Origin of the sequence: Agromyces sp. MMS24-K17 (assembly GCF_043950245.1) — a bacterium.
Taxonomy (GTDB): Bacteria; Actinomycetota; Actinomycetes; order Actinomycetales; family Microbacteriaceae; genus Agromyces.
The window spans coordinates 1-18,222 of record NZ_CP171640.1; the positions used below are offsets into that span (position 1 = coordinate 1).

8 protein-coding genes and 3 rRNA genes are annotated in these 18,222 nt (G+C 67.0%); 5 read left to right on the top strand and 6 right to left on the bottom strand.

Annotation, left to right across the window (positions count from 1 at the left end):
* The 6 genes from rrf to ACGGZK_RS00030 all read right to left on the bottom strand — a co-directional run bounded on the left by rrf (position 1) and on the right by ACGGZK_RS00030 (position 9,948).
* A 5S ribosomal RNA gene (gene rrf, locus ACGGZK_RS00005) occupies positions 1-102 on the bottom strand.
* A gap of 186 nt (positions 103-288) precedes the next feature.
* Positions 289-3,393: ribosomal RNA gene (locus tag ACGGZK_RS00010) — 23S ribosomal RNA — on the bottom strand.
* A 465-nt stretch (positions 3,394-3,858) separates the two neighbouring features.
* Positions 3,859-5,392: ribosomal RNA gene (locus ACGGZK_RS00015) — 16S ribosomal RNA — on the bottom strand.
* Together the 16S, 23S and 5S rRNA genes form the textbook arrangement of a ribosomal RNA operon.
* Positions 5,393-6,038: 646 nt before the next feature.
* Entirely contained in the window at positions 6,039-8,045 is a 2,007-nt protein-coding gene (locus ACGGZK_RS00020) for a DEAD/DEAH box helicase (protein ID WP_395244225.1), read from the bottom strand.
* Complete coding sequence (locus ACGGZK_RS00025) at positions 8,042-9,154, bottom strand: epimerase (protein ID WP_395244226.1); 1,113 nt, start codon at positions 9,152-9,154, stop codon at positions 8,042-8,044. The genes ACGGZK_RS00020 and ACGGZK_RS00025 overlap by 4 nt, the downstream gene beginning before the upstream one ends.
* Positions 9,151-9,948 (bottom strand): alpha/beta fold hydrolase, encoded by a 798-nt coding sequence (locus ACGGZK_RS00030; protein ID WP_395244227.1) that lies wholly within the window; start codon positions 9,946-9,948, stop codon positions 9,151-9,153. The genes ACGGZK_RS00025 and ACGGZK_RS00030 overlap by 4 nt, the downstream gene beginning before the upstream one ends.
* A 75-nt stretch (positions 9,949-10,023) precedes the next feature.
* Between ACGGZK_RS00030 and ACGGZK_RS00035 the strand changes: the two genes are divergently transcribed.
* The 5 genes from ACGGZK_RS00035 to ACGGZK_RS00055 are packed head-to-tail and all read left to right on the top strand — an operon-like array spanning position 10,024 to position 18,177.
* Positions 10,024-13,773 (top strand): nitrate reductase subunit alpha, encoded by a 3,750-nt coding sequence (locus tag ACGGZK_RS00035; protein ID WP_395244228.1) that lies wholly within the window; start codon positions 10,024-10,026, stop codon positions 13,771-13,773.
* A gap of 60 nt (positions 13,774-13,833) precedes the next feature.
* Positions 13,834-15,549, top strand: coding sequence for a nitrate reductase subunit beta (gene narH / locus ACGGZK_RS00040; RefSeq protein ID WP_395244229.1), 1,716 nt, complete (start codon positions 13,834-13,836; stop codon positions 15,547-15,549).
* Positions 15,546-16,187 (top strand): nitrate reductase molybdenum cofactor assembly chaperone, encoded by a 642-nt coding sequence (gene narJ, locus ACGGZK_RS00045; protein ID WP_395244230.1) that lies wholly within the window; start codon positions 15,546-15,548, stop codon positions 16,185-16,187. The genes narH and narJ overlap by 4 nt, the downstream gene beginning before the upstream one ends.
* A complete protein-coding gene (gene narI / locus ACGGZK_RS00050; RefSeq protein WP_395244231.1) occupies positions 16,184-16,969 on the top strand; it encodes a respiratory nitrate reductase subunit gamma in 786 nt (261 codons plus the stop codon). The genes narJ and narI overlap by 4 nt, the downstream gene beginning before the upstream one ends.
* Positions 16,966-18,177, top strand: coding sequence for a nitrate/nitrite transporter (locus ACGGZK_RS00055; RefSeq protein WP_395244232.1), 1,212 nt, complete (start codon positions 16,966-16,968; stop codon positions 18,175-18,177). The genes narI and ACGGZK_RS00055 overlap by 4 nt, the downstream gene beginning before the upstream one ends.
* Positions 18,178-18,222: the final 45 nt, after the last annotated feature.

An 18,222-nucleotide genomic window follows, 5' to 3' on the forward strand; every position in this document is an offset into this window, starting at 1 on the left:
ACTCTCCCACAGGGTCGCCCCTGCAGTACCATCGGCGCTGCGAGTCTTAGCTTCCGGGTTCGGAATGTGTCCGGGCGTTTCCCTCGCGCTATGGCCGCCGAAACTCTGTCACTCGCACACCAACGCTGGGGTTGGTGTGGGTGGTTTCGGTCACCACCCCGGTCCGTGTTGCCACGTGGGGTGGGAAGTCTGTGTTGTGTTGTTGGGTTCGTCTGTCGGGAACCACATGGTGGACGCGAGTCATCAGGCCATACACACCAGCCTTTACAAACGGTGTGTATGTAGTGAGTTTTCAAGTTATCGGCTTATTAGTACCGGTCAGCTGCACAAGTCGTTAGTCCTTGCTTCCACATCCGGCCTATCAACCCAGTCGTCTACTGGGAGCCTCTCCCCCGAAGGGATGGAAATCTCATCTCGAGGCCGGCTTCCCGCTTAGATGCTTTCAGCGGTTATCCATCCCGAACGTAGCTAACCAGCGGTGCTCCTGGCGGAACAACTGGCACACCAGAGGTTCGTCCAACCCGGTCCTCTCGTACTAGGGTCAGATCCTCTCAAATTTCCTGCGCGCGCAGAGGATAGGGACCGAACTGTCTCACGACGTTCTAAACCCAGCTCGCGTACCGCTTTAATGGGCGAACAGCCCAACCCTTGGGACCTACTCCAGCCCCAGGATGCGACGAGCCGACATCGAGGTGCCAAACCATGCCGTCGATATGGACTCTTGGGCAAGATCAGCCTGTTATCCCCGAGGTACCTTTTATCCGTTGAGCGACAGCGCTTCCACAAGCCACTGCCGGATCACTAGTCCCGACTTTCGTCCCTGCTCGACCTGTCAGTCTCACAGTCAAGCTCCCTTGTGCACTTACACTCGCCACCTGATTGCCAACCAGGTTGAGGGAACCTTTGGGCGCCTCCGTTACTCTTTGGGAGGCAACCGCCCCAGTTAAACTACCCACCAGGCACTGTCCCTGAACCGGATCACGGTTCGAAGTTAGATATCCAGAGTGACCAGAGTGGTATTTCAACAATGACTCCACGAACACTGGCGTGCCCGCTTCAAAGTCTCCCACCTATCCTACACAAGCCACACCGAACACCAATACCAAGCTGTAGTAAAGGTCACGGGGTCTTTCCGTCCTTCTGCGCGTAACGAGCATCTTTACTCGTACTGCAATTTCGCCGAGTTCGCGGTTGAGACAGCTGGGAAGTCGTTACGCCATTCGTGCAGGTCGGAACTTACCCGACAAGGAATTTCGCTACCTTAGGATGGTTATAGTTACCACCGCCGTTTACTGGGGCTTAAATTCTCAGCTTCGCCTTGCGGCTAACCGGTCCTCTTAACCTTCCAGCACCGGGCAGGCGTCAGTCCGTATACATCGTCTTGCGACTTGGCACGGACCTGTGTTTTTAGTAAACAGTCGCTTCCCACTGGTCTCTGCGGCCCTGCAGCGCTTCCTGGAGCAAGTCCATTCACGCCTCAGGCCCCCCTTCTCCCGAAGTTACGGGGGCATTTTGCCGAGTTCCTTAACCACGATTCTCTCGATCTCCTTAGTATTCTCTACCTGACCACCTGAGTCGGTTTGGGGTACGGGCGGCTGGAACCTCGCGTCGATGCTTTTCTCGGCAGCATAGGATCACCCACTTTTCATCCGCATCGCGTCTCAGCCATCACGAGTCGCGGATTTGCCTACGACTCGGCCTACACGCTTGCCCCGGGTCAACCATCGCCCGGGTTGGGCTACCTTCCTGCGTCACACCTGTTATCACGCTCACCGCACCAGACCGGGTCCCACGCTCCCCATCCCGGTGCCCCCGAAGGGACGATGGAATGGTTCGGATGGTTAGCATTACTGGATTGGTGTGGGCGGTTCTTCGCCGGTACGGGAATATCAACCCGTTGTCCATCGACTACGCCTGTCGGCCTCGCCTTAGGTCCCGACTTACCCAGGGAAGATTAGCTTGACCCTGGAACCCTTGGTCTTCCGGAGGACGGGTTTCTCACCCGTCTTTCGCTACTCATGCCTGCATTCTCACTCGTGTGCCGTCCACGGCTGGTTTCCACCGCCGCTTCACCCGGCACACGACGCTCTCCTACCCATCCACACGACTGGACCACGAAGGCCTATCGATTGTATGAATGCCACGACTTCGGTGGCGTGCTTGAGCCCCGTTACATTGTCGGCGCGGAATCACTTGACCAGTGAGCTATTACGCACTCTTTCAAGGGTGGCTGCTTCTAAGCCAACCTCCTGGTTGTCTGTGCAACTCCACATCCTTTCCCACTTAGCACGCGCTTAGGGACCTTAGTCGGTGGTCTGGGTTGTTTCCCTCTCGACGATGAAGCTTATCCCCCACCGTCTCACTGCTGCGCTCTCACTTACCGGCATTCGGAGTTTGGCTGACGTCAGTAACCCGTTGAGGCCCATCGGCCATCCAGTAGCTCTACCTCCGGCAAGAAACACGCAACGCTGCACCTAAATGCATTTCGGAGAGAACCAGCTATCACGAAGTTTGATTGGCCTTTCACCCCTATCCACAGCTCATCCCCTCCATTTTCAACTGAAGTGGGTTCGGTCCTCCACGACGTCTTACCGTCGCTTCAACCTGGCCATGGATAGATCACTTCGCTTCGGGTCTAGGACCTGCGACTGAATCGCCCTATTCAGACTCGCTTTCGCTACGGCTCCCCCACACGGGTTAACCTCGCCACAGATCACTAACTCGCAGGCTCATTCTTCAAAAGGCACGCCGTCACAGTAACAAGACTGCTCCGACGGTTTGTAAGCAAACGGTTTCAGGTACTATTTCACTCCCCTCCCGGGGTACTTTTCACCTTTCCCTCACGGTACTTGTCCGCTATCGGTCATCTGGGAGTATTTAGGCTTATCAGGTGGTCCTGACAGATTCACACGGGATTTCTCGGGCCCCGTGCTACTTGGGATACCTCTCCGGCCGGCCAGACATTTCGACTACGGGACTCACACCCACTCCGGTACGGCTTTCAATCCGTTTCGTCTATACCTGACACGTCACCGCGGCAGTCCGGCAGAACTGCCTGAAAGGTCCCACAACCCCGACCATGCAACCCCTGCCGGGTATCACACATGACCGGTTTAGCCTCTTCCGCTTTCGCTCGCCACTACTCACGGAATCACGGTTGTTTTCTCTTCCTGTGGGTACTGAGATGTTTCACTTCCCCACGTTCCCTCTACCCGCCCTATATATTCAGGCGGGAGTCACCAGGTCACCCAAAGGGCCTGGCGGGGTTTCCCCATTCGGAAATCCTCGGATCACAGCTCGTTTATCAGCTCCCCGAGGCTTATCGCAGATTACGACGTCCTTCTTCGGCTCCAGATGCCAAGGCATCCACCGTTTGCTCTTAAAAACTTGAAATCACATGAGTTTCAGAAACCACCACCCCAAAGGGCGGCGGTGACCAATGATTAGTCAGAACACCACCCGAAGGTGATGTCCAGAACAAATCTTTGTGAAACCACACACCACCACCACCCCGAAAGGCGACGACGATGCGAGTTTCTAAGATGCTCGCGTCCACTATGTAGTTCTCAACAGACGAACAGCACCCCCACCCCCACCAACCAACCGGTCAGCAGTCATGAAGGCCTGCAAGAGTCCAACACCCGACTCCGAAGAGCCGCGCCCGGTCCCTCAGGACCCAACAGCGTGCACGTGCCGGCCTCACCAACCCGAACCGTTCCAACCCCCGAAGAGGCGTACTAAACCCGAATCAACTCGAACCGGCACCTATGTCAATGTTCCACCCATGAGCACCCAGCAGAACACATTCGGTCCTGATCTGGGCACCTGGAACCAGCAAGCTGGTCCAGTGCTCCTTAGAAAGGAGGTGATCCAGCCGCACCTTCCGGTACGGCTACCTTGTTACGACTTAGTCCTAATCACCGATCCCACCTTCGACGGCTCCCTCCCACAAGGGGTTAGGCCACCGGCTTCGGGTGTTACCGACTTTCATGACTTGACGGGCGGTGTGTACAAGGCCCGGGAACGTATTCACCGCAGCGTTGCTGATCTGCGATTACTAGCGACTCCGACTTCATGAGGTCGAGTTGCAGACCTCAATCCGAACTGAGACCGGCTTTTTGGGATTCGCTCCGCCTTACGACATCGCAGCCCTTTGTACCGGCCATTGTAGCATGCGTGAAGCCCAAGACATAAGGGGCATGATGATTTGACGTCATCCCCACCTTCCTCCGAGTTGACCCCGGCAGTCTCACATGAGTCCCCACCATAACGTGCTGGCAACATGCGACGAGGGTTGCGCTCGTTGCGGGACTTAACCCAACATCTCACGACACGAGCTGACGACAACCATGCACCACCTGTAACCGAGTGTCCAAAGAGTTCCACATTTCTGCGGCGTTCTCGGTCATGTCAAGCCTTGGTAAGGTTCTTCGCGTTGCATCGAATTAATCCGCATGCTCCGCCGCTTGTGCGGGCCCCCGTCAATTCCTTTGAGTTTTAGCCTTGCGGCCGTACTCCCCAGGCGGGGCGCTTAATGCGTTAGCTACGACACGGAAACCGTGGAAAGGTCCCCACATCTAGCGCCCAACGTTTACGGCGTGGACTACCAGGGTATCTAATCCTGTTCGCTCCCCACGCTTTCGCTCCTCAGCGTCAGTAAGTGCCCAGAGACCTGCCTTCGCCATCGGTGTTCCTCCTGATATCTGCGCATTCCACCGCTACACCAGGAATTCCAGTCTCCCCTACACCACTCAAGTCTGCCCGTACCCACTGCAGGCTAGAGGTTGAGCCTCTAGATTTCACAGCAGACGCGACAAACCGCCTACGAGCTCTTTACGCCCAATAATTCCGGACAACGCTCGGACCCTACGTATTACCGCGGCTGCTGGCACGTAGTTAGCCGGTCCTTTTTCTGCAAGTACCGTCAAGACCCCGAAGAGCCCCTTCTTCCTTACTAAAAGCGGTTTACAACCCGAAGGCCGTCATCCCGCACGCGGCGTTGCTGCATCAGGCTTGCGCCCATTGTGCAATATTCCCCACTGCTGCCTCCCGTAGGAGTCTGGGCCGTGTCTCAGTCCCAGTGTGGCCGGTCACCCTCTCAGGCCGGCTACCCGTCGACGCCTTGGTGAGCCATTACCTCACCAACAAGCTGATAGGCCGCGAGTCCATCCCAGACCGAAAAAACTTTCCACCCCCCACCATGCGGTGAAAGGTCATATCCGGTATTAGCTCCGATTTCTCGGGGTTATCCCAGAGTCCAGGGCAGGTTACTCACGTGTTACTCACCCGTTCGCCACTAATCCCCCCAGCAAGCTGGAGATCATCGTTCGACTTGCATGTGTTAAGCACGCCGCCAGCGTTCGTCCTGAGCCAGGATCAAACTCTCCAAAAAAAATGGTTCCCAACAACCCGAAGGCCATCAGGGAGTTCAAATCACTGACAGAGAAACAACTGACTCAAAAATCAAATTGTCCATCAATCAAAGGAATCCCACCCACTCCGAAGAGCAGGTCGGGGTTCAAAAAATTGGCATTGAACATAGTGCACGCTGTTGAGTTCTCAAGAAACGGACGCACCAGGGTTACAGCCACAACGACCAGCCCCCAGGGCAACCTATCCAATGTACCACCACACCCCGACCACCAGAGCACCGAACCGGGCTCCACGCGGGACACTCCCAGCCCCGTCCGCACCGAAGCACCGGACTCACTGGTTGAGGTGGAAGAATCTTAGGCTTGAAATCACCGAGTCGCAACGCGACTACGAGGTTATTTGGCTAAGACCAAGCCGCCTCACCCGACCCGACTCGCTGTCTCGCGCTCCGGGCCGCCGTGGCGACAGATAGAAACCTACGCGCCCCCCACCCCACCCACCAAATCAACCACGCATCCCGGGCGTGTCGCGACCCCACGCACCCGCCCCCGACGGCCCGAACAGCGGGGCGTCGCGGGCGTCCAGGTCCCCGGAAACCGAACGGAGCCGGCCCCTCGTGGGGCCGGCTCCGGAAGGCTCGTCGCCGCATGGCGGCAGGACACGCGTCAGGCGTCTGGGGTGGTCTTGTGCCGCGGCTTCCGCGCGGGGCGGTCGCCGTCGGCCGGCGCGTCGTCACCGGAGGCGGGCGAACGATCGTCACGGTCTCCGTACGCACGACGGTCGTCGCGCGAACCGCGGTCGTCGCGGTCGTACCGGCCGCGCGTGCGGTCGTCGCGCCCGGAGCCACCACGGTCGTACCCGCCACGGCCACCGCCGGCGTCGCGACGACGGCCCGACGAGCCGCCGCGGTCGGGACGCAGTTCGATGAGCTGCCCGCTGATCCGGGTGTCGGCGAGGCGGTCGAACACGTCCTGCGACAGGTCGGCCGGCAGTTCCACGAGCGAGAAGTCGCCGCGGATGTCGATGTGGCCGAAGTCCTGGCGGCGCAGCCCGCCCTCGTTCGCGAGCGCGCCGACGATCTGGCGCGGGTCGACCCGCTGCCGGCGTCCCACCGCGATGCGGTACGAGGCCAGCCCCGAGCTGCCACGTCGATCGCCGCGGTCGCCGCGGTCGTCCCGGTCGAACCGATCCCGGCGGTCGCCTCGGTCCCCGCGGCCGCGCCGGTCGTCGCGGTCGTACCGGTCGTCACGATCGAAGCGGTCGCGCCCGCGCCGGTCGCCCCGGTCGCCGAAGTCGCGCTGCGGGCGCTCCTCCTCGGGCGGCAGCAGCAGCGGCGTCTCGCCCTGGGCGAGCACCGCGAGCGCCGACGCGACATCCGCCTCGGGCACGTCGTGGTGCTCGACGTAGTGGGCGATGATGTCGCGGAACGCCTCGATGCGCGACGTCTGGCCGAGCGCCTCGGTGATCGCGTCGTCGAAGCGGGTCAGGCGGGTCGCGTTCACCTCGTCGACGCTGGGCAGCTGCATCCGCGTCAGCGGCTGGCGCGTCGCGCGCTCGATCGAGGTGAGCAGGCGCTGCTCGCGCGGCGTCACGAAGCTGATCGCGTCGCCGGTGCGACCGGCGCGACCCGTGCGCCCGATGCGGTGCACGTAGGACTCGGTGTCGGTCGGGATGTCGAAGTTCACCACGTGGCTGATGCGCTCGACGTCGAGGCCACGGGCCGCGACATCCGTGGCGACCAGCACGTCGAGCTTGCCGTCCTTCAACTGGTTCACGGTGCGCTCGCGCTGCACCTGCGACAGGTCGCCGTTGATCGCGGCCGCCGAGAACCCGCGGGCGCGCAGCTTCTCGGCGAGCGTCTCCGTCTCGTTCTTCGTGCGGACGAACACGATGATGCCCTCGAACGCCTCGACCTCGAGGATGCGGGTGAGGGCGTCGACCTTCTGGGCGTACGAGACCACGAGGTAGCGCTGCGTGATGTTCGCCGACGTCGTCGTCTTCGCCTTGACGTTGATCTCCTCCGGGTCGCGGAGGTACTGGCCGGAGATGCGCCGGATCGGCGCCGGCATGGTCGCCGAGAAGAGCGCGACCTGCTTGTCGTCGGGGGTGTCGGCGAGGATCGACTCGACGTCCTCGGCGAAGCCCATCTTCAGCATCTCGTCCGCCTCGTCGAGCACGAGGTACTTCAACTCGGAGAGGTCGAGGGTGCCCTTGTCGAGGTGGTCCATGATGCGACCCGGGGTGCCGACCACGATGTGGACGCCGCGGCGGAGGGCCGAGAGCTGCACGCCGTAGCCCTGCCCGCCGTAGACGGGCAGCACGTGCACGCCGCGCAGGTGCGCCGCGTACCGCTCGAACGCCTCGCAGACCTGCAGGGCCAGCTCGCGGGTCGGTGCCAGCACGAGCGCCTGCGGCGTCTTCTGCGAGACATCCAGCCGCGAGAGGATCGGCAGCGCGAACGCCGCGGTCTTGCCCGTGCCGGTCTGCGCGGTGCCGAGCACGTCGCGTCCGGCGAGCAGCGGCGGGATCGTCGCCGCCTGGATCGCCGAGGGCGTCTCGTAGCCGACGTCCTTCAACGCCTTCAGTACGTGGTCGTCGAGGCCGAGGTCGGCGAAGGTGGGCGTGAGGGGCGCGTCCGCCTCGTCCTGCGCCGTGGCATCCGTTGCGCTCATGCCGTCAACGGTATCCCGTCCGCCTGTGAGTCCGCGTCGGCGCGACCTTCGCCCCCGCTTCGGGCCGCCGCGCGGCCGCGCCGGATCACGTCGCGCACCGCCGGTTCGAGCTCCGGCCAGCGGAACGCGTAGCCCGCGGCCTCGAGGCGGCCGGGCAGCACCCAGCGGCTCTTCAGCAGCAGCTCGGGCTCGTTGCGGAGCGCCCACATCGCCGGTTCGAGCATCCATCGGTACGCGGGCAGTCCGATCGGCGCGCCGACCGCGCGGCGGAACGCCGCCATCAGGCGCCGGTCGTCCGACGGGTTCGGGGCTGCCAGGTTGACCGGACCGGTGAGGGTCGCGCCCGGGGCATCCGGCCGCTCGTCGACGAGGAAGCGGATCGCGCCGATCACGTCGTCGACGTGGATCCAGCTGAACCGCTGCCGACCGCGGGTGCGGTGCCACGGCTCGGGCGCCGGCGTCGGGTGCGGGCCGATGCCGCGGTAGCGGCGGTGCCGGAACCACGGGCCGTCGACCTGCGGGCCGCCCAGGCCGAACCGCGCGAGCGCGGCGAGCTTGTCGGTCGCCGGCCCGCCGAGCACGATCGCCATGCGGAGCGCGACGCGGCGGGTGCCGGGGAGGTCGCCGGCGAGGAACTCCGCCTCCCACGCGCGGGCCACGTCGACCGAGAAGCCCGTGCCGAGCTCGCCGTCGGCCTCGGTCATCGGGCGGTCGGTCGCGTGCCGGTAGATGGTCGCGGTGCTCGCGTTCAGCCAGGTGCGAGGCGGTGCGGATGCCCCGGCGATCGCCTCGCGGAGCGCCCGCGTCGTGACGAGCCGCGACCGGAGGATCTCGTCGCGGTTGCGGTCGACGTACCGGCAGTCGACGCGCTTGCCGGCGAGGTTCACGACGAGGTCGGCGCCGTCGATCGCGCGCGCGAGGGCCGGGGCATCCGACCAGGTGGCGTCGGGGCCGCGGCGGCCGACCCGCGCGACCGCGTAGCCGTCCGCGGCGAGCGCGTCGACGACGCGGCGGCCGATGAAGCCGTCCCAGCCGGCGACGACCGCGCGACGGGGCGCGGAGCCGGCCCCGGAGCGGCCGGCCTCGGGGCTGGTCGCGTCCCCGGTCACGCCGCGCCGAGGAACGCGACGGCGGCCTGCCGGAGGACGCGGGAGCCGGGGGCGTTGAAGTGGTGGCGGTCGGGGATCTCGAGGAACGTGCCGTTCGGCGTCGCGTCGGCGAGGATGCGGGAGCGCTCGAGGATCGCGTCCTCGGAGCCGGTGGCGAAGAGGATCGGCTGGGTCGGCGGATGCGTCGGATCGGGGTCGGCATCGCCGGTGCGCATCCCCTCGGCGAGCGCGATGAGCGCCCGCAACTCGTTGCCGGGCACGCGCTCGGCGAGCGTGACGTAGTTCTGGGTGACCCGGTCGGCGACCGGCGTGCCGTGCTCGACGTACGCGCGGGCCTGGTCGATCTGGAGCCGGGCCAGCGGCCGGCCGTCGGGGATGCCGCCGAGCACGGCGCGATCGATCCGGTCGGCGGCCTGCACGGCGACCTGCCAGCCGACGCGGGCGCCGAGCGAGTACCCGGCGTAGTGCACGGTGTCGATCAGGTACGTGTCGAGCACCGTCACGAGGTCGGCGACGAGCGCGTCCATCGCGTACGCAGCCGGCTCGTCGGGCTTCTCGCTCGCGCCGTGGCCGAGTTGGTCGACGCCGAGCACGCGGTAGCCCGCCCGCGTGAGATCGCGCACCCAGCCGGTGTTCACCCAGTTGTCGCGGCAGCTCGAGGCGAAGCCGTGCACGCAGAGGACGGTCGGGGCATCCTCGTCGCCCCAGGTGTACGTCGCGATGCGGCGGCCTTCCCCCGACATCACGAACTGCGGGTGGGGCATCTCGGTGAGGGCGGGCAACGACGGGCTCATGCCGCCATTCTCGCCTGCCGCGGCACGCCGATCGGACCCTAGCGTGTCGCGCGACGCCTTCGTTAGGGTGCAGGCATGACCCCCTCCATCGGAGTCGATGGTCCGGCGTCCGACGCATTGCTTGCGGTCGGGCGATTCTTCACGCGGTGGGACGAGACGCCCGACCACCGCGCGGCCTTCCTGGAGGGAGGTCGTCAGGGCGACAGCTTCTACCGAGAACGCTGGAGCCACGACAAGGTGGTCCGCTCCACGCACGGGGTGAACTGCACGGGCTCCTGCTCGTGGAAGGTGTACGTCAAGGACGGCATCATCACGTGGGAGGCGCAGGAGACCGACTATCCGAGCGTCGGCCCCGACCGCCCCGAGTACGAGCCCCGCGGATGCCCCCGCGGGGCCGCGTTCTCGTGGTACACCTACTCGCCCACGCGGGTGCGCTACCCCTACGTGCGGGGCGTGCTGCTCGACGCCTACCGCGAGGCGAAGGCCCGGCTCGGCGACCCGGTGCTCGCCTTCGGAGAGGTGTCGACGAACCGGGAGACGCGCCGCCGGTACCAGCAGGCCCGCGGCAAGGGCGGGCTCGTGCGGGCCACCTGGAAGGAGGCGGTCGAGCTCGTCGCCGCCGGCTACGTGCACACGATCAAGGAGTACGGGCCCGACCGGGTGGCCGGCTTCAGCCCCATCCCGGCGATGTCGATGGTGTCGCACTGCGTCGGCACGCGGTTCACTCAGCTCGTCGGCGGCGTGATGACGAGCTTCTACGACTGGTACGCCGACCTGCCGGTCGCGAGCCCGCAGGTCTTCGGCGACCAGACGGATGTCCCGGAGTCGGGCGACTGGTGGGATGCCACGTACCTGATGATGTGGGGCTCGAACGTGCCCGTCACGCGCACGCCCGACGCGCACTGGATGGCCGAGGTCCGCTACCGCGGCACCAAGGTCGTCACCGTCAGCCCCGACTACGCCGACAACACGAAGTTCGCCGACGAGTGGCTGCCGTGCCAGGCCGGCACCGACGCGGCGCTCGCGATGGCCATGGGCCACGTCATGCTCAAGGAGCAGTACGTCGACCGGCGGGTGCCGTTCTTCGTCGACTTCTCGCGGAAGTACACCGACCTGCCGCACCTGGTCACCCTCGTCGAGCACGCCGACGGCGGCCTGGTGCCGGGGAAGTTCCTGACGGCGGCCGAGCTCGCGGGCGGGGCATCCGGCGAGCGCGGGGCATCCGACACCGGCCCGACCGGTTCCGCCGCGCCCGAGGACGCGTGGAAGACCGTCGTGCTCGAGGCCGCGACCGGCGAGCCGGTCGTGCCGAACGGGTCGATGGGCTTCCGCTACGCCGAGTCGGGCGAAGGCCGCTGGAACCTCGACCTCGGGCAGGTGCAGCCGGCGCTGTCGGTGCGCGACGCGAAGGTCGCCGCGGACGACGTCGAGGTGCTGCTGCCCCGCTTCGACGCCCCGGACGGCTCGGGCTCGGTGCTGCGGCGCGGCGTGCCGGCGACGCGGGTGAACGGGCGGCTCGTCACCACCGTGTTCGACCTGCTGCTCGCGCAGTACGGCGTCGCCCGCGAGGGCCTGCCCGGCGAGTGGCCGACCGGCTACGACGACCGCGACACCCCCTACACGCCGGCCTGGCAGGAGGAGGTCACCGGCGTCCCGGCCGAGGCCTGCATCCGCATCGCCCGCGAGTTCGCGCAGAACTCGATCGACTCGAACGGCCGGTCGATGATCATCATGGGCGCCGGGATCTGCCAGTGGTTCCACGGCGACGCGACCTACCGGGCCATCCTGTCGCTGCTCATCCTCACCGGCGCGATGGGGCGCAACGGCGGCGGCTGGGCGCACTACGTCGGCCAGGAGAAGTGCCGCCCGATCACCGGCTGGCTCTCGCTCGCGAACGCCCTCGACTGGGTGCGGCCGCCGCGCACCATGATCGGCACGGCGTACTGGTACATGCACACCGACCAGTGGCGGTTCGACGGCTACGCGGCCGACGCGCTCGCCTCGCCGCTCGCCGAGGGCAACCTCGACGGCATGCACACGGCCGACACGATCGCGCAGTCGGCGCGGCTCGGGTGGATGCCGTTCTACCCGCAGTTCGACCGCAACCCGCTCGAGGTGGCCGACGAGGCGGCGGCGGCCGTCGCCGCCGGCGAGGCATCCGACCCCGCCTCCTACGTGGCGGGCGCGCTCGCCGACGGGTCGCTGAAGCCCGCGATCGGCGACGTCGACGCGCCCGAGAACTGGCCGCGGCTGCTCACGCTGTGGCGGTCGAACCTGATGGGGTCGTCGGCGAAGGGCAACGAGTACTTCCTGAAGTACCTGCTCGGCACGCACTCGAACGTGATGGCCACCGACGAGGCCTCCGTGCGGCCGCGCGACGTCGTGTGGCGCGACGAGATCCCGGAGGGCAAGCTCGACCTGCTCGTCTCCGCGGACTTCCGGATGACGTCGACGACGCTCCTCAGCGACGTCGTCTTCCCCGCGGCGACCTGGTACGAGAAGCACGACCTGTCGTCGACCGACATGCACCCGTTCGTGCACGCGTTCACCCCGGCCATCGACCCGCCGTGGGAGGCGAAGAGCGACTTCGACCTGTTCCACGCCATCGCCCAGGAGCTGTCGCGGATGGCGGCGACCCACCTCGGCACCCGCAAGGACCTCGTCTCGGTACCGATGCAGCACGACACCGCCGGCGAGACTGCGCAGCCGGGCGGAGTCGTGCGCGACTGGGCGCGCGGCGACGTCGCGCCGCTGCCCGGCACGACGATGCCCGTGTTCGCCGTCGTCGAGCGCGACTACACGGCCATCGCCGACAAGCTCGCCACCGTCGGCCCGCTCGCCGAGAAGCTCGGCTTCACGATCAAGAACGTCACCTACGACGTGTCGCACGAGGTCGACCGGCTGGCCAAGCAGAACGGCGTGCTGCCGAGCGGCCCCGCCGCCGGGCGCCCCGCGATCGACACCGACGTGAAGCTCGCCGAGGCGATCCTGTCGTTCTCGGGCACGACGAACGGCGAACTCGCGGTGCAGGGGTTCCGCAGCCTCGAGAAACGGGTCGGCAAGCCGCTCGCCGACCTCGCCGAGGGCTCGGAGGAGAAGCGCATCACGTTCGCGATGACGCAGGCCGCGCCGGTGCCGGTGATCACCTCGCCCGAGTGGTCGGGTTCGGAGACCGGCGGGCGGCGCTACGCGCCGTTCACGGTGAACATCGAGCGGCTGAAGCCGTTCCACACGCTCACCGGCCGCATGCACTTCTACCTCGACCACGACTGGATGCGCGACCTCGGCGAGGCGATGCCGATCTACCGGCCGCCGCTCGACATGCACCGGCTGTTCGGCGAGCCCAAGCTCGGGCCGGACGGCTCGCAGCAGGTCGTCGTGCGCTACCTGACGCCGCACTCGAAGTGGTCGATCCACTCCGAGTACCAGGACAACCTGTTCATGCTCTCGCTCTCGCGCGGCGGGCCGACGGTGTGGATGAGCCCGGCGGATGCCTCGGCCATCGGGGCATCCGACAACGACTGGGTCGAGTGCGTGAACTCGAACGGCGTGCTCGTCGCCCGCGCGATCGTCTCGCACCGCATGCCCGAGGGGGTCGTCTACGTGCACCACGCGCAGGAGCGCACCATCGACGTCCCGAAGTCGGAGGCGACGGGGCGTCGCGGCGGCATCCACAACTCGGTCACCCGGCTGCTCGTGAAACCCACCCACCTCATCGGCGGGTACGCGCAGCTGTCGTACACGTTCAACTACCTCGGCCCGACGGGGAACCAGCGCGACATGACGGCGACGATCCGGCGCCGCTCGCAGGAGGTGGTGTTCTGATGCACGCAGTTCATCGGCGCAGTACGGCTCCTCGTCCGAGGGCTGGGAGGTGACGTTCTGATGCGCGTCATGGCTCAGATGGGCATGGTGATGAACCTCGACAAGTGCATCGGGTGCCACACCTGCTCGGTCACCTGCAAGCAGGCGTGGACGAACCGCGCCGGCACCGAGTACGTGTGGTTCAACAACGTCGAGACCCGGCCCGGCCAGGGCTACCCGCGGCGCTACGAGGACCAGGAGCAGTGGCGCGGCGGCTGGACGCTGAACGGCCGCGGCCGCCTGAAGCTGCGCACCGGCAGCAGGCTGAAGCGGCTGCTCACGATCTTCTCCTCGCCCGTGCAGCCGAAGCTCGAGGACTACTACGAGCCGTGGACGTACGACTACCAGACCCTGATCGACGCGCCGCTCGGCGACGACTTCCCCGTGGCCCGCCCGAAGTCGCTCATCACCGGCGAGGACACGCAGATCACGTGGTCGGCGAACTGGGACGACGACCTCGGCGGCACCTCGGAGCTCGGCCACCTCGACCCGATCGTCGAGAAGGTCCGCCGCGAGAGCGAGGACGCGATCAAGTTCCAGTTCGAGCAGACGTTCATGTTCTACCTGCCGCGCATCTGCGAGCACTGCCTCAACCCGTCGTGCATGGCGTCGTGCCCGTCGGGCGCGATCTACAAGCGCGAGGAGGACGGCATCGTCCTCGTCGACCAGGACCGCTGCCGCGGCTGGCGGCAGTGCATCACCGGGTGCCCGTACAAGAAGATCTACTTCAACCACAAGACCGGCAAGGCCGAGAAGTGCACGCTCTGCTACCCGCGGCTCGAGGTCGGGATCCCGACGGTGTGCTCCGAGACCTGCGTCGGACGGCTCCGCTACCTCGGCCTGTTCCTCTACGACGCCGACAAGGTGACCGAGGCGGCGTCGACGCCCGACGAGCAGGACCTCTACGAGGCGCAGCTCGACCTCATGCTCGACCCCGACGACCCCGAGGTGATCGCCGCGGCGCGCGAGCAGGGCATCCCCGACGACTGGATGGACGCGGCCCGCCGCTCCCCCGTCTACGCGCTCGCGAAGAAGTACCGGGTCGCCCTGCCGCTGCACCCCGAGTACCGCACCATGCCGATGGTCTGGTACATCCCGCCGCTGTCGCCCATCGTCGACCTGCTGCGCGACCAGGGCCACGACGCCGAGTCGGCCGGCACCCTGTTCGGGGCGATCGAGGCGCTGCGCATCCCCGTCGAGTACCTCGCCGAGCTGTTCACCGCCGGGGACACCGACCTCATCACCGGGACCCTGCGCAAGCTCGCCGCGATGCGGGCGTACCTGCGCGACATCACCCTCGACCGCGAGCGCGACGAGTCGATCGCGCAGGCGGTCGGCATGGACGGGTCGACGCTGTACGAGATGTACCGGCTGCTGGCGATCGCGAAGTACGAGGAGCGCTACGTCATCCCGACCGCGCATTACGAGCGGGCGCACGAGCTCGAGGAGCTGGGCTGCTCGCTCGACTTCGACGGCGGGCCGTACGAGCTCGGCGGCGAGTCGGGGCCGTTCGGCGAGGCGAGCGGTCGTCCGGCGCCGGTCGCGGTCGAGACGTTCCAGGCGCTCCGGGAGCGGCAGACCTCCGACGGGGCCGCGAGCGGCGAGTCGCTGCGCGGCCGGGTGAACCTGCTGAACTGGGACGGCAACGGCGCCCCGTCGGGGCTGTTCCCGAAGCGGTCGGATGCCTCGGGCCCGGCGGATGCCTCGGGCCAGACGGCTCCGGAGGAGCGGCCGTGAACCGCGCGATCGTCTACCAGGCCGCGTCGGTCTGCCTGAGCTACCCCGACGACGCGGTGCTCGGGCTCGCCGGCGTGGTGCGGGGTGCGCTCGCCGAGTCGGCGCCGCGGGCCGGGGCATCCTTCGCGCCCCTGCTCGACTGGTGGGCGGCGACGCCCGCCGCCGACGTGCAGCGCGCGTACGTCGAGATGTTCGACCTGTCGAAGCGGCACGCGCTCTACCTCTCGTACTGGACCGACGGCGACACCCGCCGCCGCGGGCCCGTGCTGACCGACTTCAAGCGGCGCTACCGGGAGGCCGGGCTCGAGCTCGGCGCGACCGGCGAGCTGCCCGACCACCTGCCGCTCGTGCTCGAGTACGCCCGCCACCGGCCCGACGACGGCGCCGGCCTGCTGCAGGAGTACCGGGCGAGCCTCGAGCTCATCCGGCTCGCGCTCTCAGAGCGCGGGTCGCCGTACGCCGGCGTCGTGGCGGCGGTCTGCGACACGCTGCCCGGCCGTTCGCCAGAGGACCGGCAGCAGGCGATGGCGATGGCCGCCGCGGGGCCGCCGACCGAGTCGGTCGGGCTCGACCCGTACGATCCGCGGCTCCTGCCGCTCGAGCCGACGGGCGTGATCACGACGGGAGGCCGGCGATGACCGTCTGGGACCTGCTCCTCTGGGGTGTGCTGCCCTACGTCATGGTCGTCGTGCTCGTCGGCGGGCTCGTCTGGCGGTACCGGTACGACCAGTTCGGCTGGACCACCCGCTCGTCGCAGCTCTACGAGTCGCGGCTGCTGCGCATCGGGTCGCCGCTGTTCCACTTCGGCATCCTCGTCGTCATCGTCGGGCACGTCGTGGGCCTGCTCATCCCCAAGGCCTGGACCGAGGCGGTCGGCGTCTCGGAGGACCTGTACCACGTGATGGCCCTCGGGCTCGGCACGGTCGCCGGGGTCGCGACGCTCGTCGGCGTCGGCATCCTGATCTACCGGCGGCGCACCACCGGGCCCGTGTTCATGGCGACCACGAAGAACGACAAGACCATGTACGTCGTGCTCGTCGCGGCGATCGTCGCCGGGCTCGCGACCACCGTGATCAGCGTGTTCGGGCCGCACGAGGAGGTCACCTACCGCGACACCGTGTCGCCCTGGTTCCGGTCGCTGTTCGTCTTCCAGCCCGACATCGCGTCGATGTCGGAGGCCTCGTTCGCGTTCCAGCTGCACACCCTCATCGGGATGCTGCTCTTCATGATCTGGCCGTTCACGAGGCTCGTGCACGCGTTCACCGCACCCGTGCACTACCTGTTCCGGCCGTACATCGTCTACCGGTCGCGCGACCAGCGGCCGAGCCCGGCGGGCGGCATCCGCCGCGGCTGGGCGCCGGTCGGCACGCCCGACCGGGAGCGTGACACCGTGCGTCGCACGGAAGGGAGACCCAGATGACGGACACCAGCAAGGCCGCCGCGCCGCCCGTGCTCGCCGGGCGCGGCCGGAACCTCGGCCTCGCGCTGCTCGCGTTCACGATCACGTTCTGGGCATGGAACATGATCGCTCCGCTCGGCGTGCGGTACGCGGAGGAACTCGGGCTGGATGCCACGCAGCAGTCGCTGCTCGTCGCGACACCGGTGATCGTCGGATCGCTCGGCCGCATCGTGACCGGCGCCCTGACCGACCGCTTCGGCGGCCGGCTCATGTTCACGGTGCTCACCGCGTTCTCGGCGATCCCCGTGCTCCTGGTGATGTGGGCCGGCGACGCCGCCTCGTACGGGTTGCTCATCGCGTTCGGGTTCCTGCTCGGCATCGCGGGAACGACGTTCGCGGTCGGCATCCCGTTCGTGAACGCCTGGTACGACCCGAGCCGACGGGGCTTCGCGACCGGGCTCTTCGGTGCCGGGATGGGCGGCACGGCGCTCTCCGCGTTCTTCACGCCGCGGTTCGTGCAGTGGTTCGGCTACGACGCGACCCACTGGATCATCGCGATCGCGCTCGTGGCGGTCGCCGCGATCGTCTGGCTCTTCATGCGGGACGCCCCGACCTGGAAGCCGAACACCGACCGCGTGATGCCCAAGCTCGCCGCCGCGGCGAAGCTCGCGGTGACCTGGCAGATGGCCTTCCTCTACGCGGTGACGTTCGGCGGGTTCGTCGCGTTCTCGACCTACCTGCCCACCTACCTGAACACCGTGTACGGATACGACCTCGCCGATGCCGGGGCGCGCACCGCCGGGTTCGCGATCGCCGCGGTGATCGCCCGCCCGCTGGGCGGGGTGCTCAGCGATCGGATCGGTCCCGCGCGGGTGCTCATGATCTCGCTCGCCGGCGCGGCCGCGATGGCGGTCGTCATCGCCCTCGTGCCGCCGCCCGAGCTGCTCGCGGGCACCTCGTTCGTCCTCATGGCCGGCTTCCTCGGGCTCGGCACGGGCGCGGTGTTCACGTGGGTCGCGCAGCGTTCGCCCGCCGAACGGGTCGGCACGGTGACCGGCATCGTGGGCGCGGCGGGCGGTCTCGGCGGGTACTTCCCACCGCTCGTCATGGGCTCGACCTACGGCGCGACCGGGAGCTACACGATCGGGCTGGCGCTGCTGTGCCTGACCGCCGTGATCGCGCTCGGGTTCACGGTGTTCCTCGCGCGGCGCGACCGCGCGAAGGCGTGAGGCGCGGATCGGGGCGGATGTCCCCGCCTCGCGGCAGACTCGATC